Source organism: Clostridium beijerinckii, assembly GCF_008705175.1.
GTDB classification, from domain to species: Bacteria; Bacillota; Clostridia; order Clostridiales; family Clostridiaceae; genus Clostridium; species Clostridium beijerinckii.
Map to the genome: position 1 here is coordinate 3652814 of NZ_CP043998.1, position 18217 is coordinate 3671030.

The 18217-nt window shown below is 28.9% G+C and carries 15 protein-coding genes and 1 other annotated feature; of the genes, 2 read left to right on the forward strand and 13 right to left on the reverse strand.

Features of this window, described 5'->3' with window-relative positions:
- Positions 1 to 253: 253 nt before the first annotated feature.
- The gene (locus F3K33_RS16330; RefSeq protein WP_039773543.1) at positions 254 to 484 is read left to right on the forward strand and encodes a DUF4318 domain-containing protein; all 231 of its coding nucleotides are present in this window, start codon (positions 254 to 256) and stop codon (positions 482 to 484) included.
- Between the two features lie 286 nt (positions 485 to 770).
- On the opposite strand, the gene thrS is transcribed toward F3K33_RS16330, so the two are convergent.
- From thrS to F3K33_RS16380, 10 genes are all read right to left on the reverse strand, one after another.
- A complete protein-coding gene (thrS, locus tag F3K33_RS16335; protein WP_039773542.1) occupies positions 771 to 2678 on the reverse strand; it encodes a threonine--tRNA ligase in 1908 nt (635 codons plus the stop codon).
- Positions 2679 to 2820: 142 nt separating this feature from the next.
- Positions 2821 to 3051 (reverse strand) — a binding site (T-box leader).
- Between the two features lie 778 nt (positions 3052 to 3829).
- Positions 3830 to 4744: a class I SAM-dependent methyltransferase gene (locus tag F3K33_RS16340; RefSeq protein ID WP_039773541.1), complete on the reverse strand. Its 915-nt coding sequence runs from the start codon at positions 4742 to 4744 to the stop codon at positions 3830 to 3832.
- A 431-nt stretch (positions 4745 to 5175) separates the two neighbouring features.
- Positions 5176 to 6318 carry a leucine-rich repeat domain-containing protein gene (locus tag F3K33_RS16345; protein ID WP_039773539.1) on the reverse strand — a complete coding sequence of 381 codons (1143 nt, stop codon included), beginning with the start codon at positions 6316 to 6318 and terminating at the stop codon, positions 5176 to 5178.
- A 325-nt stretch (positions 6319 to 6643) separates the two neighbouring features.
- Positions 6644 to 6928, reverse strand: a complete 285-nt coding sequence (locus tag F3K33_RS16350; protein WP_039773538.1) for a hypothetical protein — start codon at positions 6926 to 6928, stop codon at positions 6644 to 6646.
- A 50-nt stretch (positions 6929 to 6978) separates the two neighbouring features.
- Positions 6979 to 7875, reverse strand: a complete 897-nt coding sequence (locus F3K33_RS16355) for a GNAT family N-acetyltransferase (protein ID WP_039773536.1) — start codon at positions 7873 to 7875, stop codon at positions 6979 to 6981.
- Positions 7876 to 8300: 425 nt separating this feature from the next.
- Entirely contained in the window at positions 8301 to 9455 is a 1155-nt protein-coding gene (locus F3K33_RS16360) for an IS91 family transposase (protein ID WP_039773532.1), read from the reverse strand.
- A gap of 3 nt (positions 9456 to 9458) precedes the next feature.
- The gene (locus tag F3K33_RS16365) at positions 9459 to 10307 is read right to left on the reverse strand and encodes a tyrosine-type recombinase/integrase (protein ID WP_039773533.1); all 849 of its coding nucleotides are present in this window, start codon (positions 10305 to 10307) and stop codon (positions 9459 to 9461) included.
- A gap of 156 nt (positions 10308 to 10463) precedes the next feature.
- On the reverse strand, positions 10464 to 11138 hold the full coding sequence (locus F3K33_RS16370) for an HD domain-containing protein (protein ID WP_012059394.1): 675 nt from the start codon (positions 11136 to 11138) through the stop codon (positions 10464 to 10466).
- A 324-nt stretch (positions 11139 to 11462) separates the two neighbouring features.
- Complete coding sequence (locus F3K33_RS16375; RefSeq protein ID WP_039768219.1) at positions 11463 to 12329, reverse strand: cell division protein; 867 nt, start codon at positions 12327 to 12329, stop codon at positions 11463 to 11465.
- 299 nt (positions 12330 to 12628) lie between these two features.
- Complete coding sequence (locus F3K33_RS16380; RefSeq protein WP_012059396.1) at positions 12629 to 13192, reverse strand: nitroreductase family protein; 564 nt, start codon at positions 13190 to 13192, stop codon at positions 12629 to 12631.
- Between the two features lie 363 nt (positions 13193 to 13555).
- Here F3K33_RS16380 and F3K33_RS16390 point away from each other — a divergent pair, with 363 nt between their 5' ends.
- Positions 13556 to 13873, forward strand: coding sequence for a hypothetical protein (locus tag F3K33_RS16390; protein WP_023973813.1), 318 nt, complete (start codon positions 13556 to 13558; stop codon positions 13871 to 13873).
- Between the two features lie 560 nt (positions 13874 to 14433).
- On the opposite strand, the gene catA is transcribed toward F3K33_RS16390, so the two are convergent.
- The 3 genes from catA to F3K33_RS16405 form a co-directional block, all read right to left on the reverse strand.
- A complete protein-coding gene (gene catA / locus F3K33_RS16395; RefSeq protein WP_039768224.1) occupies positions 14434 to 15099 on the reverse strand; it encodes a type A chloramphenicol O-acetyltransferase in 666 nt (221 codons plus the stop codon).
- Between the two features lie 363 nt (positions 15100 to 15462).
- On the reverse strand, positions 15463 to 15972 hold the full coding sequence (locus F3K33_RS16400) for a GNAT family N-acetyltransferase (RefSeq protein ID WP_017210113.1): 510 nt from the start codon (positions 15970 to 15972) through the stop codon (positions 15463 to 15465).
- 724 nt (positions 15973 to 16696) lie between these two features.
- Positions 16697 to 17962, reverse strand: a complete 1266-nt coding sequence (locus F3K33_RS16405) for a cation:dicarboxylate symporter family transporter (protein WP_039768229.1) — start codon at positions 17960 to 17962, stop codon at positions 16697 to 16699.
- Positions 17963 to 18217: the final 255 nt, after the last annotated feature.

An 18217-nucleotide genomic window follows, 5' to 3' on the forward strand; every position in this document is an offset into this window, starting at 1 on the left:
TTCTCAAATTGGATATCCATAGATAACCAGACTAAAACCTGAACATATGCGTATTCCTCAAAGAACAAGCCTTGAACTAGCACATTTTTAGGGAAAATAGGCGTTGATAGCATGGTTGAATCAGATGAAATATTCTTTAAAGAAGACCAATATATGTAGGACATACCCAATGTAATATTATGCTAATTATGTTATAATTAGTTGAATGGGTAACTAACATATAATTAACAATAAAAAGAAAGGATGTAGCACTATGTTTAATCTCTCTAAAAAAAGTTTTTTAGTTGATTTGGATGATTCTTTAACTTATCCATCTGCACAGACAATTTGCAATACTATTGAAAAATATTGTGTAAGTTCGAAAGAAAAGTGTCAGTTTGTCAGTACCGAAAAGCCAGTTACATTCTATTTGGAGAATAGATTATTTTCTGCTGAAATCACTATGGCTCGAGGTGGGTATATGATTAAGTGCCTTGAAAAATAGTAGGTAGATAATTCCCCTATCATTTTTCAGTATATTTCAACATTATAAAAAATAGCCGAATTTAAAAGTATCTTGTTTTCTTAAACACAATTAAGACTATATTTATGTGTATATTATCCGAAATTAAATGCATATTTGTTCCGACATGTTAAGAAGATTTCTCTAGAAATTTCTAAATGGAAGGTTGCTTTATATTAGAAATATTAAAAGGAATAACTAAAGTGCTGTTTACTTTAATTATTCCTTAAATTTAATATCTTAATATTTCAGTATTATCTCTACTTAATTATAGAGCTTTATTTTTAACTTCATTATTTATTCTTTCTATTAAATCTTCTAAATTTAATGTTCCCTCATCTCCATTACTTCTGCTGCGTAATGATATATTATTTTCTGCTTCTTCTTTTTCTCCAATAATAATAATGTAGGGAACTCTTTCATTTCTAGCTTCTCTTATTTTATAGCCTATCTTTTCATCTTTCTGATCAATTTCAACTCTTATACATTCTGAGCTTAATTTATCCTTAATCTTCTCTGAATAGCTATTAAATTTATTTGATATAGGAAGTATTTTTACTTGAACTGGAGAAAGCCATGTTGGAAACTTTCCAGCAAAATGTTCTATTAGTATTCCTATAAATCTTTCTATACTTCCAAATACTACTCTATGGATTACTATTGGTCTATGCTTTTCTCCATCACTACCTACATACTCTAACTCAAACCTTTGAGGCAATTGAAAATCTAACTGAATTGTTCCGCATTGCCAAGTTCTACCTATGCTATCTTCAAGATGAAAATCTATTTTAGGCCCGTAAAAAGCTCCATCACCCTCATTTATTTTATATTCAAGATTTAATTCATCTAAGGCACCTTTCAATGAGCTTTCTGCTAATTCCCATTCTTCATCACTTCCCATTGAATCTTCTGGCCTTGTAGAAAGTTCTAAATTATACTTAAACCCAAATTTTGAATATACCTTGTCAATTAAATTAATAACGCCTTTTATTTCTGACTTTATTTGATCTGGTAACATAAATATATGTGCATCGTCTTGCGTGAATGCTCTTACTCTCATAAGACCATGGAGTGCTCCAGAAAGCTCATGTCTATGAACTCGTCCTAATTCTCCAACTCTCATTGGAAAATCTCTATATGAATGTGATTCTGATTTATAAACTAACATTCCACCTGGACAATTCATTGGCTTTAATGCAAATTCCTCTTCATCAATTGTTGAAGTATACATATTTTCTCTATAATGATACCAATGCCCTGAAGTCTCCCATAGTTTCTTATTAAGCATTATTGGAGTTTCAATTTCAACATAACCATCTTCGTAATGTAATTTTCTCCAAAAATCTATTAGGGTATTTTTTAATATTACTCCTTTAGGAAGCATAAATGGAAATCCTGGACCTTCTTCTGCAAAAGTAAATAGCTTTAATTCTTTTCCTAATTTCCTATGATCTCTTTTCTTTGCTTCTTCTAAATTATGCAAATGCACTTCTAATTCTTTCTTACTAGAAAATGCCACTCCATAAACTCTTTGAAGCATCTTATTCTTTTCGTTTCCTCTCCAATATGCTCCAGCAACGCTTAATAGTTTAAATGCTTTAATATACTTTGTTGATGGAATATGAGGACCTCTGCAAAGATCTATATAATCGCCCTGTTTATATAAAGATATCTTTTCAGCTTCAGGAAGATCCTTAATAAGTTCTACTTTATATGTCTCTCCCTTTTCCTCCATTAATTTTATTGCTTCGTCTCTAGAAATATCAATTCTTTCAAAGCTAAGATTTTCATCTATTATTTTATTCATTTCTGCTTCAATTTTATCTAAATCTTCATTGGATAATGAGTTTTCAATATCAAAATCATAATAAAAACCATTATTTATTGCAGGTCCTATAGCAAGCTTTGAATCCTTATAAATTCTTTTAACTGCTTGAGCCATAACGTGAGAAGTAGAATGTCTTATAACTTCAACTGCTTTTTCATCATCGTAAGTTAAAATATTTACCTCATCATTATTTTTTAATTTGTAAGTTAAATCTACTAATGTCCCATTTACTTCCCCCACTACTGCGACTTTAGCTAAGTTTTTACTAATTGAATTTGCTAAATCATAAATACTAGATTCATCTGCAATTTCTTTTATTGATCCATCTTTAAGTTTTATATTTATCATAAACTTGTTACCTCCTTCTTTAAGATTTTATAACATTAGATATATCTATAGGTTAATAATCGATAACACAACTTATTCCAAATTGCGTCTCATACTTTTTTAAATTCATATATTTTTGTACAAAAAAAGCACCCGTCCCAAGCCTTGGGACGAATGCATAATATCCGTGGTTCCACCCAAATTGAATTAAATAAACTCAATTCTTCTCTAAAATTTTTAACGATTTTCACCGATGGCATTTCACAAAATCTGCTAATAAACCATAGCTCCAGGGTAGTTTTTCTCATAGTCATATTTAGAAATGCTTACAGTCGGTGACATTTCCTCTCTGAAAACTGTACTCTATAATACTTTTCCCTTTCATTGCCTGAAAATATTTAATTTTTAAGAGTTACGTGCACTTTGCTCTTATTAATAATAAATACTAGCACTTTTGTAGTATCTTGTAAATAGTTTTTACCACAAAAATTTTCTTGCTTCCATAAACTCAGTTATATACAAGCCGAAATTATAAATATTTTGATTCCGAAAAGCTATGAAAATATCGCTGAAGGTTCTAGGCAGCAGGTTGCATCCAGTTTAGCATGCTCCAACTTTCAGTTTGACAAGCTAAACTGGAACAACCTACCGCTAAGAACCTTTAACAGCTCATTTTCAAATGTTTTCTCCACAAATATATTTATAATTTCTGGTAAAGATAAGACCTTAAAGTTCCAGCAAATTTGCAAGTATATTTATCTAACGAGTTTAATCCTTAAGCTGTTTATATATATGGTTCCTCAATGATATTCAAACTTATGAAATTTCAATATCGCTGTTATTCAGGAAATTGAAACAGTTGACATGTATTATTATCAATATGGAACCCTATATAGATGCCCACTTTAAATCTAAATTTATGTAGTAACTTATCAAAATCATAAATATTTTGATTACAAAAACTATCAAACATATCCAAACTAAAAATAAGACTTATGCTTTTGTAAAATATGAGCACTTGCCTTTGAGGCTAGCATCTTGGGTGCAACTAATGAGCTTCTCTCCTTTTTTATTTTTTGAAAAAAAACACATCATCCGTTTAGAATAATGTGTTTTAGATTTGATGCATAATTCAATAAAATAACGTATTAATTATTTCTTGAATTTCACTTTTATTTTTTTACTGCTAAGCAATAATTAACATTATCAAATGCTCTTATAGGATGTTCTGGATTCGCTTGATTATATTTTTTAAAATACTGCTCCGTTATTTCATCTGGTGTTAAATGTTCATAAATTAAGAAATCACTATCAGACAATAGTTTTTCCAACTCTAAATAAGAATAACTTGCAAGCATTTTTTCATTTGTTGCATTAGCTAGTGCAATTTGCTTTTTAACTCTTTCGCCTGCCTTAGAAGTATATGTGTTTTCATCTTGATAATCAAAAACAATGCTACTACCTTTCGGCACAATGGTTGAAATAGTATTAATTGCATATGCAAAATCTTTCTTAGTTAAATAGTAATTCAAGCCAAGTAAACTACAAAAACTTATTTTACTTTGCTCAAATTGAGAGCATTTAATTATGTTTCTTTCCCAATTCTTTTCTGTAAAGTCAATAGATATATAGTGTAAATTCGGAGGTATTTCTTTCATTACTTTTTGAATACGCTTTTGCTTATCTTCACCAGTTAAAGGATGGTCAAGTTCAAATATCTGAATATTTCTTGCCCAGTCAGGCTGACGATATGCAAAGGTGTCATACCCAGCGGCAAAAATCAAATATTGTTTTGCACCAATTTTTACGGCATTTTCAAGTGATTTTTCTGTAAATGCTGCTCTACCAATTGGAGTTGGAGATAACTGATTGTCAACGATAAAGCGTAACGCTTCATCTTGTGTACCATCAAATGATGGGTTGAAAAATTTAATTCCTTTTGACATATTACTTGAAATTTGTTCATATTCATTTTGAGTTAGAATATCCTTTGCTAAGTAATCATCAAAAACTTTCTCTTTGTTTTTAACAGAATGATACGCTCTTGAAAACGCACTAATCAATGCAGTCATACTTTTTTGTTCCATAAAATTATCACCTCTAATAATTAATACCAATTCACCAACCAAATTACAAGTATTGACATTTTTATTGTTTTATGGTATTATAAATATAGTAAAGATAAACAATTTACAAAACGTCACATTTATAGTGGCGTTTTTTTAATGTATTCATATGTAAAAATATTTTTCTAAATTCAAAATTACAGCTAAAATTCCTTTAATATTTTTAGAATTATTATGAAGAATTATTTTTGCAATATATTTGTTTAATTTTTTCTGGATTAATTGTATTATCATTAGACTGTTGAATAAATACTAAGGAGATCTAGTGGCGTCAGCTTTACTGTGAAAAAACATAAAAAAAATAAGGTAAGATATAAATTTTACTTATAAAAATAGAGTAGCTTTTGCACTACCCTACAAAACTATTTATTTTTTTGATTTATTATTTATGGCTAAGCACTTACTATGATTTTGCTTGCACTTACACCAGAATTAATTAAAATCTGTTTTAATGTTTGACTCTTTACATAAAATGTAGCATTTGTACAATCATAGAATGGATTAATTCCTATACCATTAGGCATTTTTTGGTGAGTTGCTATGCTTGTTACACTATCTGGAATAGTTATGCTGGTTAAATTTGTGCAGCCTTCAAATGCACTTCTTTGTATACTTGTTACACCATTTGGTATTACTATGCTTGTTAAACTACTACAACCTTGAAATTCATTCTCGTTTATGATTGTTATACCATTTGGTATTGTTATGCTACTTAAACTGCTACAACCACTAAATGCACTATAGCCTATGCTTTTTACACTATCCGGAATTGTTATGTTTGTTAAATTAATACAATTCCTAAATATAGCATCCCCCATATTTGTTACACTATTTGGAATGGTTAAAGTCGTTAAACCACTACATCCAGCAAATGACTGAGGCCCAATAGACTCCACACTATTTGGAATAATTATGCTTTTTAAACTCTTACACCCACTAAAGGCGTATTCATTTATAATTTTCACACTATCTGGAATAGTTATACTTTGTAAATTACTACATCCATTAAATGCATATCTATCTATACGTTTTACACTACTTGGAATATCTACGTGTGTTAAGTTACTGCAATTCATACATACTATAGATTCTATACCTGTTGTACTGTCTGGTATTGTTATGCTTGTTAAGTTTTTGCAGGTAGATGCCGATGTAAATCTTATACGTTTTACCTCAGTACCATCAATTTTATTTGGTATCACGACTGAGCTATCAGAACCGGTATATTCTACTATTGTTCCAGTTGATTTATCAAATTTAAAGTTTCCGCTTGTTGTAAGTTCTGTCCATGCACCGCTTTCATTTAGATAACACCCATCAATTGTTGTATCTTTAGCCATGTAGCCTTTAGAATCAAAATAATACCATTTAGAATTAATTAGCCTCCAGCCTGTAGCCCATGAACTTCCTTCTGTATACCACCAGCCTCTAGGATCACTCTTCCACTCTGCACTCGCTCCTATTGGGTTTAGTGCTAATAACGAAGCTACACATAATGAACTCGCTATTACTTTTATTAGTCTCAAACTTTTCATTCTTTACCCCCCTATGTAATTTATCGTATTTAATACAACAATATACAATTATACCATATTTTTAGTAATTTTTTCCATTATTTATTCTACAAACGATTGAAAATTGATCAATAAAAGACGTATTTTAGTATTATAACACATAAAAAAAATCGTAAATTCAATCTCTTGAATAATACGATTTTACAATTTGTTATTTAATTTTTTTGATTCATAATATAAGAATATTACAAATTACCTAAACGATAAATTGGAGTTTATCTAACTAATTAATATCTATATCACTACATTAATAAAGCACATTTATATATCTAAATTTAATTGAATTTTAATCTACATTTTTATTATCATTATCAAAATTATTAGATTTATCAAAAGAATAGAATCTGTAATACATTTTTCCAAAGTTTCTTCCTGTTAATAATTCAAATAGCTTACCTAAAAATAAACCTAAGATAATTCCAGGCGCCACACTTGAAACATATGCAAAAATTTCTATTCTGCTATTACTATTTTCACAAAGCATGAGAACTGCCATAGCAAGAAAAATCTGTGTTATCAAAATACAAATAACAACTAAAACAAGAGTAAGTATAATTTTTTCTGTTTTCATATAAAACACCTCTATTCTTATTTTTATTCTATTTCCAATAATTTTATAAGTTAGATATAACTTTTCAAATGTTCATCAAACAATTCTTTATTTAATACTATTGGTGTTATGGGCTCGCCATAAAAATCTTCTGTTTCTCCAATAACTTTGCATCCAAATTTTATTAGCATATTTACGGTTACTTCTCTTGCTTCAATATATAACTCGTCCGTATATTGTCTAAAAATCTCTTTTAATGAATGGATAGCCATTTTTTGACCAAGACCTAAACCTCGCAGTCTCTTATCAATAGCAAATCTTCCCCATTTCCATTTATCTTTTTCTTTCCATGTTGCAACAACCCCAATAACGTCTTCACCTACTCTTGCACACCACCAGATTGGTTTTAAATTAGCATCAATTGCAATCGATTCTACTGGGATACCCTGCTCATTAAAAAATACTTCTGTTGCTAATTTTATTGCATCATCCATATAATTTTCTGAAATTTTTTCAATCAAAATTCTAGAATCATTCTTTTTAAGATTGTTTTTTAATGCAAGAATACGAAATACTTTAAATGCCCTAACAATATTGTCTATATCCTCGCTATCTCCTAAATCTAAAATTTCATTCATAAATGTATTTGCTTTATAATCCCCATCATTAATAGTTGTCAAACCCAATGGTAAAAGGCAAATATCTCTCATTCTCTTATCACTTTCAGACTTTTTCAATTCTAAGTAATTTTTTGCTTCCATATTACTAACTATTCTACTAAGTGAAGCCTTATCAATACCCAGGTTTATCAACAATTCATTAAAAGGAGTCTTTCCGTTTTGCCTTAGGTAGTTTAATATGTGTGCTTGTGCAAGTGTCAAGCCTGAATTAAAGCAATTGTAATTTAATAAACCCAATTCTCTTACAATTAATCTTATCTCTTTTCTAATTACTTCCTCTTTATTCATACCGCGCCTCCAAATTAATTGATATTATCAACTATATTATCTCGTTTTTATTTTTTTGTCAAGTCGACTTTCAAAAATGGGTATACACCGAGAAATTATAATCTGTCTACTACACAATTTGAGTTGGCTTGATTGCGATGTTGAGACTAAAATAATAGCATAAATTTAAGATATAGCTGAATTTTGTAGCAGCACTATCTTAAATTTATGCACCTCAATATCGCAATCAATTACTAGAACGAAGTCGCTAAAAGCCGACCGTCTCATATGGAGATTCAAAACCCATGATTTACACCTAAAATCTATATTTTTATTCATTTATTAATATTTTAAATCTTTATTTCTTGAAAGCATATAGTTTTCTTTATTTTAGTATATAAGATCCCCCTCCCCATGATTAAGTACTTATTCACTTTTATCTTTATTTAGGGTGGCGAAGTACTCCGGGGCATTATTTTACCTATCTTTATTAAATTTCCCTTCTCACAATTTTTACACTTTCCTATTTTTATTCCTGTTAATTTGAAAAACAGCTCCGCTGACGATAGATTCTCAAGTTCTTTAGGTTTAACCCTAAAGATTTCTAAACAGCGTTTAAACTTTAGTTTTTTATTTCTGTTTCCTAAAATTCCATAATGTCTTATTTTCACAAATCTATCTGGCAGAACATGCATAGTAAACCTTCTGATAAATTCTATTGGTTTTAAAGACATCACTTTTTCTTTATTTTTATCTTTATAATCTCTCCACTTAAATACTACTTTTTCATTATCAACTTTTATAATTCTGTTATCTGATATAGCAACTCTATGAGTATATCTACCTAAATATTGAAGTACATACTCCGCACTGCTGAAAGGTGCTTTACTGTAAACAATCCATTCTTTTTTATATAAATTATCCTTAAATGAATTAAATATATTCCTTGATGATAACTCACTAATGTTTTTAGGAAATTTAAGTTTGTTATCTAGGTAAAGTTCATTTAAGTAATATAGAAATTTTCCTCTAAATATTCTTGATAAAACTTTTACAGGTATGAAGAATTTCTTTTTTGATTTTACCCATTTAGTGTTATCAAAGCTTAATCCACCACCAGGAACTATACAATGAATATGTGGATGGAACATTAAATTTTGTCCCCAAGTATGCAATATTGTTGTAAAACCGATACTCGCATTCAAGTATTTTTTATCCTTTGCTAATTCTAGCAAAGTCTCGGAAACAGAAGTAAAAAGAATAGAGTACATTTCTTTTTGATTAAACAATGTCAAAGAATTTAATTGTTCTGGTATAGTAAAAACAATATGAAAGTAATGAGTTGGTAATAATGCTTTACTTCTCTCATAAATCCACATTTCTTTGGCATAAGCCTGACATTTTGGACAATGCCTATTTCTACATGAGTTATATGAAACCTTAGTTTCGGCACACTCATCGCACTCATATACATGGCCGCCAAGCGCAGCAGTTCTACAATCTTTAATTGAATATAGTGCTTTTAGAATATTAGATGTTAATTTCTTTGATTTAATATACGCTTCTCCATGTAAATTAATAATCTCTTGCAGTGAATTCATAATTTACTCAAATGTGTCTAATGGACTCTTTATATTCAGTATTTCATAATCCATTACATGTAAATATATAGATGTTGTTTTGATATTTGAATGTCCTAATAATGCTTGAATTGTTCTTAAATCAACTCCGCCATTCATCAAATGCGTTGCAAAAGAATGTCTTAATGTATGTACCGTAGCATTTCTTGTTATACCTGCTTTTTTTATTGACTTATCCATAACAAGTTCAATTCCACGAACTTTCATTGGCTTTTTAGTCTGTCTAGAAATAAAAAGATAATCATCTGGTTGATAATTTTTATATCCAAATTTGATCCAGTATTCTCTTAATATCTCTAAGTTTTTTTGTGAAAGCAAAGTATATCGTTCTTTATTCCTCTTACCATTTCTTATTCTAATTTTCATTTCTTTACTCATAATATCAGCTATTCTTAGATTAACAACTTCGCTAACGCGTAAGCCGCCAGAATATATAGTCGTAAGAATTGCTTTATGTTTTAAATAGGTTATGGATCCTAATAAACGCTTAATTTCTTCCTTTGTTAAATAACTAGGTAAATGCTTATCATACCTAAGTCTTGGGATTCTCAAATCGTTCCAAGACCTTTCTAAAGTTACTACATAAAAAAATTTTAGAGTACTATTGATATAATTTATAGTTCCTTTGCATAATTTTCTTGTTTTTATGCAATACTCTAAATAATTAATGATTTCAGGTTCACCTAATAATTCAGGTGGTCTGTTATAAAATCTAGAAAAGTTTTTAATAATATATACACGGTTTTTAATCGTGTCATTACTACGACCACGTAGTTCTAGATCTTTAATCATTTTTTCGATTTTTTGATACATTTTATCACTCCTTTAAAAGGCGTGTAAAATGTGAGAAGTGAAGTTCCTTGAGAAAGAACTTCACTTCTTATTTTTTCCATATAAAATTTTATTTAATCACTAAACCAAGCCGTCGCTTTTAGCGATTTAGTTCAATAAGAATATTATGTATTTATTTTATTTAATCCCCTCTATTTCTGACTTTAATCTATTGAAATATTCATCCATAAATTTTAATCTTTCTTTTCCAATTTCTTTTGCTTTATCTGTATACAATTTATCGGGGATTTTTTTGAATTTTACTTCGTACTCAATAAAAGGTGTATGTTTTGAAACATCTTTCAATCTTCCATTTTCAACTGTATTGCCTTTAATATATTCATCTAAGGATTCATTTACTGTTAGTCTTTGTCCAAATTGTCCTGCTAACATAAAAGTGCGAGCAATTCCGCTTGCCCCTATAACATCAAGCTTATCTGAATCAAAAAGTATTTTTGCTTCCATTGTATTAGGTTCATTTCCTGTTCTAAATCTATGTGTTATAATACAGTGCTTTATTTTCTCGATTTTTTCTTCCTCATATTCTAAAGTTCTTAATATATCCTCCGCAATCACACTTCCTAAAACTGCATGGTCAATTTCTCCTGTTTTATCTTGGCTCTCTTCTACTCGTGCAATATCATGTAATAATGCGGATGGAATAAGTATTTCTAAATCAATATCTTTTTCATGTTGTGCAATTAATAAGCAAAGATTATAAACTCTAAATACATGGTCTAAGTTGTGTGCTGAACAAGTTAATTTGTCTTGAACAATTTCTATAATTTTTTTATGTTTCATTTCGGTATCCATATACATTAGCCCCCTACTTATAAAATATTTCTATAATATAGAATACCGAACAAATATTCTTTTGTCAAATTATTCTATTTTATATTTACTTAATAACTTAATAATTTACTACATGCCATTTTACTATTCTGTACTAATTATAGAATATTTTATAAAAACCATATTGCTCAATTTTCAGAGAGCATTTCTTAATTTAATTCACACTTTCTACATAGTACGCATAAAAAAATCGTAAATTCAATCTCTTGAATAATACGATTTTACAATTTGTTATTTAATTTTATTGATTCATGATTTCAGAATGTTATGAATTAACATAATCGATTATTTTATCTGATTTTTCTTTTTGACTTTATCCTTAACCAGCCAGGTAATTGCTATAAAGTAACCTATAATAGGAGAAATCCCGTATCCCATCAATGGAATTGGGAAGTTCCCAAATTGTGTAGATATCAATATAATAATAAAATATATACCAATACACCTGGATATTAGTTTTGAGTTCTTTGGGGGAAAGATTATAAATGGCAATGGTAATATAACTAATGATATAACTCCTAAAACAAACCATATGATTCCGGTATTAGCTGCAAGACTAAGTATTTCTTCTACATATGATACAGGTGGTAATGCATCTAAATACACCCACGAAACAACAGCCATTATTAAAAGTGCTCCTACAATACTAAAACGAATTATATTGTTTCTGGTGTTATTCCATATAAGAATAATCATTGGAATTACAAATGCAGTTAACTGCGAAGCATCTGGCTGTCTTAGTAAAATGAGTGATACAATTATTGTAGTAATTATGGTCGCCCTCTGTTTTCCATTCACCAATAACCCCGATAACTTAATAATCACAATAGGCAAAACTATACTTGCCACATAGAACTTAATTGGTCCAAGAGATATCCATCTATGTACCCCTTCCATTCCTGAATTAATAAGAGTTAGAAATAGTAGTATTACTGAGACAAATATAGTGATGCTCTCAGTATTAATACCTTTCATTTTTTCTTTTCTTGATACAACAAAAGATGAAATCAATCCCCCTATTAATAAACAAAAAATATTTTGTCCAACAGTAAAGACAGCAACATTGTGCAAATACATTACTATCACTCCAATAATGACTGGAGGCGCTGCAATTATTAGTGGTATAAAATTTAATAATCTTACTTTTTTCATTACAAACTCCTTAATAACAATTCACTTAACTACTGTTGCCCCTTAAGTTTCATGGAGACAATATAGGAATATGGCATACAAACTTTTTTCATATTCCTATTACCCTCTTTACAACTTAATATAGTTAGTATTATAAATTAGACATTATAAATTTTCAATTTAATTCGCATTTATTTACTATTACGTTTTATTTTAGTATTGTGAAGAACTGTACATAAAAACATCACATTATCTATCTATTACTATGATAATGTGATATTTAAATACGTTATTAAATTTTAAACAATACATAAATTTTTTTAATCAAAAATAATTCTATTTTCTTTCCTTGGCTGTGGTTTACCATTTTTAGATATGTAACCAAGAGGAATGATACTATGACATTTATAAGTACTATCTAATCCCCATTTTTCCTTACTTTTCTTACCTAATTCAGTTTCAAATGTTTTTTCTCCTCTTGAAATACAAACAGAACCAATATTTATTTCTGCTGCTTCAAGCATAATATTTTGACTTGCAACACAACAGTCATGAATTGCATAAGGATAATTATCTGGTGCAAATAAATAAATTACTACAGGAGCTTTATAAAAAGCACTTTTAATACTATCATCATCAGCAATACTTCCACTTGATTTATCGTTTCTCCTTGCAGCTCCGAAAAGTTCTCTATTTATCTTTCCCAATTCATCATTTAATCTCTTATCTTGAACTACAACAAATTTTACCGCTTGTAGATTTCCTGCACACGGCGCCCATAAACCAGCCTCTAAAATTTTCTCTAACTCTTCTTTTTTTATCTGTTCTTCTTTAAAAAATCTTATAGATCTTCTTTCTTTTATAACTTCTAAAACTGTCTTCATATAATATCAGCTCCTTCATCAAACTATTATATAAAAACTTTTTTTATATGTACAGTACGCACAAAAAGTTCCATTAATAGTTTCCACTTACTGCCCAATATCTGTACAGTTGTTGCAACATCACAAACATGCATATCTTATTTCTTTATCATAACCTTAACCTTCATAATATCTATTAAATAAACTTTCTTTTGTTTAATAAATATTATAACAGATTTTTAAATATCACATTATTCAGTTTTCAAAGAACATATTTTATTTACTTCACCAAATCTACATTATACATATTTATTTAATAATTCCACATTATAAATTTAATTACTTACTTGTATAACACTCTAATCGTGAAAGGTGGCTACTCAAATGAAAAAATCTATTATTGTATTTTCTATTTTTCTATTTATATCATTTAGCATGAATTCAATAACTTCTGTCGCTCAAACTAATACTTTTTCTGAGGGGATTTATAGTATTGAGGATTTAAAATTACTTCCAAATGTTCCGTATAAAGTTCGAAATGTTTCTGGTGGTAGGACTTTTATCACCATACTTAACGAAGACCTGATAATGGAACAATCTATACGCTTTGAGCCAAACTCATTGCAATATGTCTTAAATCCTATGCAATATGGTTATAAAGTCATAATAGCTGGTAGTGGTCAATTATCTTTTACATCTTAAATTTCAAAATTCCCAAACTACTTAGCATATTAGTTTGAATTGAATTGTTTGAATACTTATTTAAAAATTATATTAATATTTTGAATTATATAAAGTTAACCTTCATATAATAAAAGGAAACCTCTTGCTCGTTATTTTGATCTTTTAGTTGCTCTTTATTTATAAGTCTCCTTACACTTTTGTCCATTATTTTTTGAGCTTCCTATTTTTAGGGAGCTTTTATTATTTTTATCATGAATAATTTCATAAAATACTCATAAACTAAGGATGTCTCCATAATCAGATCAGTACTCCATTTTCAATCCATTTAATGTGGGAATATGATATTTTAATTACGTATTATTTAAGATATATTAACGTATAATATAAATACCCCGCAAATATTAATTATCACATACATATACGCCCCTTTATTGGGGCATTTTTTGTACCTATTATTTTAGTATTGTGCAGTACTTAAATAAAAAAATACCGCAAATTCATTTTTATTGAATAATGCGGTATTTCTTCTATTCTTTATTTTTATTACTCTATAAATAATGTAATCAAGACATGATTATCTAAATATATTTATTTTCTAACCATTCTTGAAAACTGAATGCTAATTCTTGCATTTCATTAATAAATCTACTAGCATGATAACCGTCACAGATAGCATGATGTACTTGTATTGATATAGGAATAAATATTTTATTTCCTTGTTTGAAATACTTTCCTGCTGTAAAAATAGGAATTAAATATGTTCCTTCATTATACACATTCAAATTAAATCCTGTAAAACTCACCCAAGGAATGCTTGATACCGGAAATGTATTGTCAGGTTCATTTGATTTCGGAGTAAACTTCATGATATTTCCATAGTTTTTTATATCGTCAAGATAATCACTATAAAAACGTAAAAAACTTTCATTATATTCCGTCCAAATACTTGAAAATGTTTCGTTTTCTTTATGAAAAATGGTATAGCTCGGATTCATGCTATCCCAATATCCTAAACTACCATTATGATCAAAACAAATACGGAATTCTTTATGATTATTAACCACAGTTGCAATCATATAAATAAGTGTAGGATAAAATTTAATATTTTTAAGTTTAATTTCATACAATAAATCAGTTATTTCTATATTGGCAGTCATACTATAAGTACATTTCACATTGTTTAAATAATGTTCAAAGTATGGCTTTCTACTCCAATGATTAATATCTATTAAATTAAAATTCATAATTCGGGCCTCCTAAAAATTTTCGTAATTCTATTTTAGAAGGCTTTTTTCCGTGACCTAGCCATTTCAATCTCCTTTTTACAATGATATTTAAGATTTAATTTATTATAGCACATTCTGTAATACCGAACTATTCAATTTTCAGAGACCATTTTTTATTGATTCATAACTTAAGAATACTACGAATTACTCTAATATTTTACTATTTCTTATCTCTTGTTATTTTAACATCTGAATTACTACTAATATTAATTTTTATTTTTCCATCCGCATTTGCTCCAACATTTTTTAAACTATACTTTCCTTTTGTTAAGAAATTATGTTATTGTTGAACAATATGAGAAAAGTGCGTAACATTTTTTATTAAAAATAATTAGGTATTTCTATCTGTGGAGCATTAGTATTTATATCCCAAGTATTAGGCTGACAATAAGCCATTAAAAGACTTGATGTACGTTTTTGAAAATTATTGGGTAATGCTTCAAATTTAAGTTTATTATAAAAATCTGCACCAATATCTGAATATAAAAACCAAATATCTATAGGAATATCTCTATTTATATATGACATAGTCTTTTCTATTAAGTTTGATCCATAACCTTTCCTTCTTAAATGTATTGGTGTAGAAATAGAACCAATTCCTCTTATTTCTAATCCAGTACCACAATTAAGATGATTTAAGTTATGTATAAGTAACGAACTTGATAAAACCTTATCATCATTTTCTAATACATACCACTTTCCATTTGCATACTTAATAGACGACTTACAAGTTAAAAGATAATCTGGTTTAGAAAGACCATCGCCCCAAGCATCATAACCCATCATGTATATTATTTCAAAGTCCTTTTCTTCTGCTTCACGCAAATTCATTCCAATACCTCCTGTCAAAAATACATAAAACCTGTAGCAAAATTTCATACTAATATTTATTATAATATATTCCTCGGTTGAGACACATTTTTGTACTATTGTTTATCTATATTATAAACTAACTTTTCAACCTTCATCAATAGAGGGCATAGTATGTTCAATTTTAACATTATCAAACTTCTGCTGTGGTAGTCCAAACCACTTACAAAAGTGATTGTTGCAATGGTTCATTCGAATAGAGGAAATCTTTTGTTGCTCTTTTAGGTATGAGGGTTCAAAAACTAAATATCTGTATTTCTTACTGAAAATTGTAGCAGATGTTTTCACAAGCATTTTTGCAGATGTAATGAATTTATTACATTTGTTTTTTCTTCTGTAAAAGTTAGTGTAAAAATTAATATAAATTATTACACAAATACCTTTAAACCATTGATTTAAGGCAAAATAAAAGAGTGCAAAAATCAATGTAATTTTGCACTCAAATATTATTGTATTTTTTGACTTTGCACCCTTTAAGTAAACCCGTTAGAATATTCTATACTTATCTTTAAAAATTTTCAGTTAAAAGTTCTTAATTGTAGGTTGTTTAACTAATGCTTGTCACAATGAAATTTGGAGCAAGCATTAGTGATGAAACCTGCAATTTAGTACTTCCAGCGATATTTCCATAGTCCTTGGAAATATCACTATTTCTGCTTTTTGAGATTCACATGTTTCTATGTGATTAAGCTGCTTTTTTGATAACGTTCAAATATTTCTTTCCTTTTTCTGTATCATATTTCCCTTCCCACTTAGAAATAACGATAACAGCTAATGAGTTTCCAATTATATTAACAACAGTTCTTGCCATATCAACAATACGATCTATTCCTGCAATGAAAGCTACCCCTTCTACAGGTATACCTACAGAACCAACGGTTGCTAATAAAACAACAAAGGATGCCCCTGGAACTCCAGCCATACCTTTTGATGTAACCATTAGTACAAATACTAAATTTATTTGCGTAGCAATTGGCAGATTTATCCCATATATTTGCGCGATAAAAAGTGCTGCAATCGCCTGATATAAGGTAGATCCATCTAAGTTAAATGAATACCCCGTTGGAATAACAAAAGATGTAATAGCTTTCGGACAGCCATACTTTTCCATCTTCTCCATAAGTTTTGGTAAAACTGCTTCAGAACTTGCTGTAGTGTACGCGAGGATAATTTCATCTTTTAAAATCTTCATAAGTGATATAATGCTTGAACCACACATCTTACCTATCAAGCCAAATATAACAAATATGAAGAAAATCATAGCTACATAAACACTAATAACTAATTTACCTAATGGAATCAATGAAGCTACTCCAAATTTAGAAACTGTTACACCAATTAATCCAAATACTCCAAGTGGTGCAAGTTTCATAATTTGATTAGTTACCCAAAACATTGAATCAGCCACACCTTGACAAAAAGCAAGAACAGGCTTTCCTTTTTCTCCAATTGCAGCAACACCTAAACCAAACATAACCGAAAAGAATATAACTGCAAGTAAATCACCTTTTGAAAGAGATTCAAAGATATTTGTTGGAACAATATTTAAAAATGTATCTGCAAAACCATGGCTAGATACAGTTTCAGCTGTATTCATATATTTTTCGATACTAACTGACGAAAGTTGTTGAATATTAATTCCACTTCCTGGATGAGCCACATTAGCCACAACTAGTCCTATTACAATGGCAACTGTAGTTACTATTTCAAAATACAGTATAGTTTTTCCTCCTATTTTTCCTACCTGCTTAATATCGCCTACACCAGCAACACCAACAACAAGTGATGAAAATACTATAGGAACAACTATCATTTTGATTAGTCTGATGAATATATCTCCAATAGGCTGTAAGTATGATGCTACAACTGGATTGCCATAAAAAGCAGCTCCTATTGCAATACCTAGCACAAGCCCTAGAAGAATTTGAAATGCTAATCCTAATTTTTTCATTTTAATATCCCCCTTCTAAAATGCTGCAACTTAGAATTTTCTCGTTTCAAAAACTTACTACAGAGAATATATTTGATAAAACCTTATAAGTATTTAAAAAGACAAAATTCCAAATTTAAACATACTTAATAAAAAAACAATGGATTTTTATAAAAAAAATAATGTTATTTTACTAAATTTCTTATTGCTTTTATAATCAAGCTATGACATAATGTCTCACTTTTGAAAATTTATACAAGAAAATTCAATTTCCGC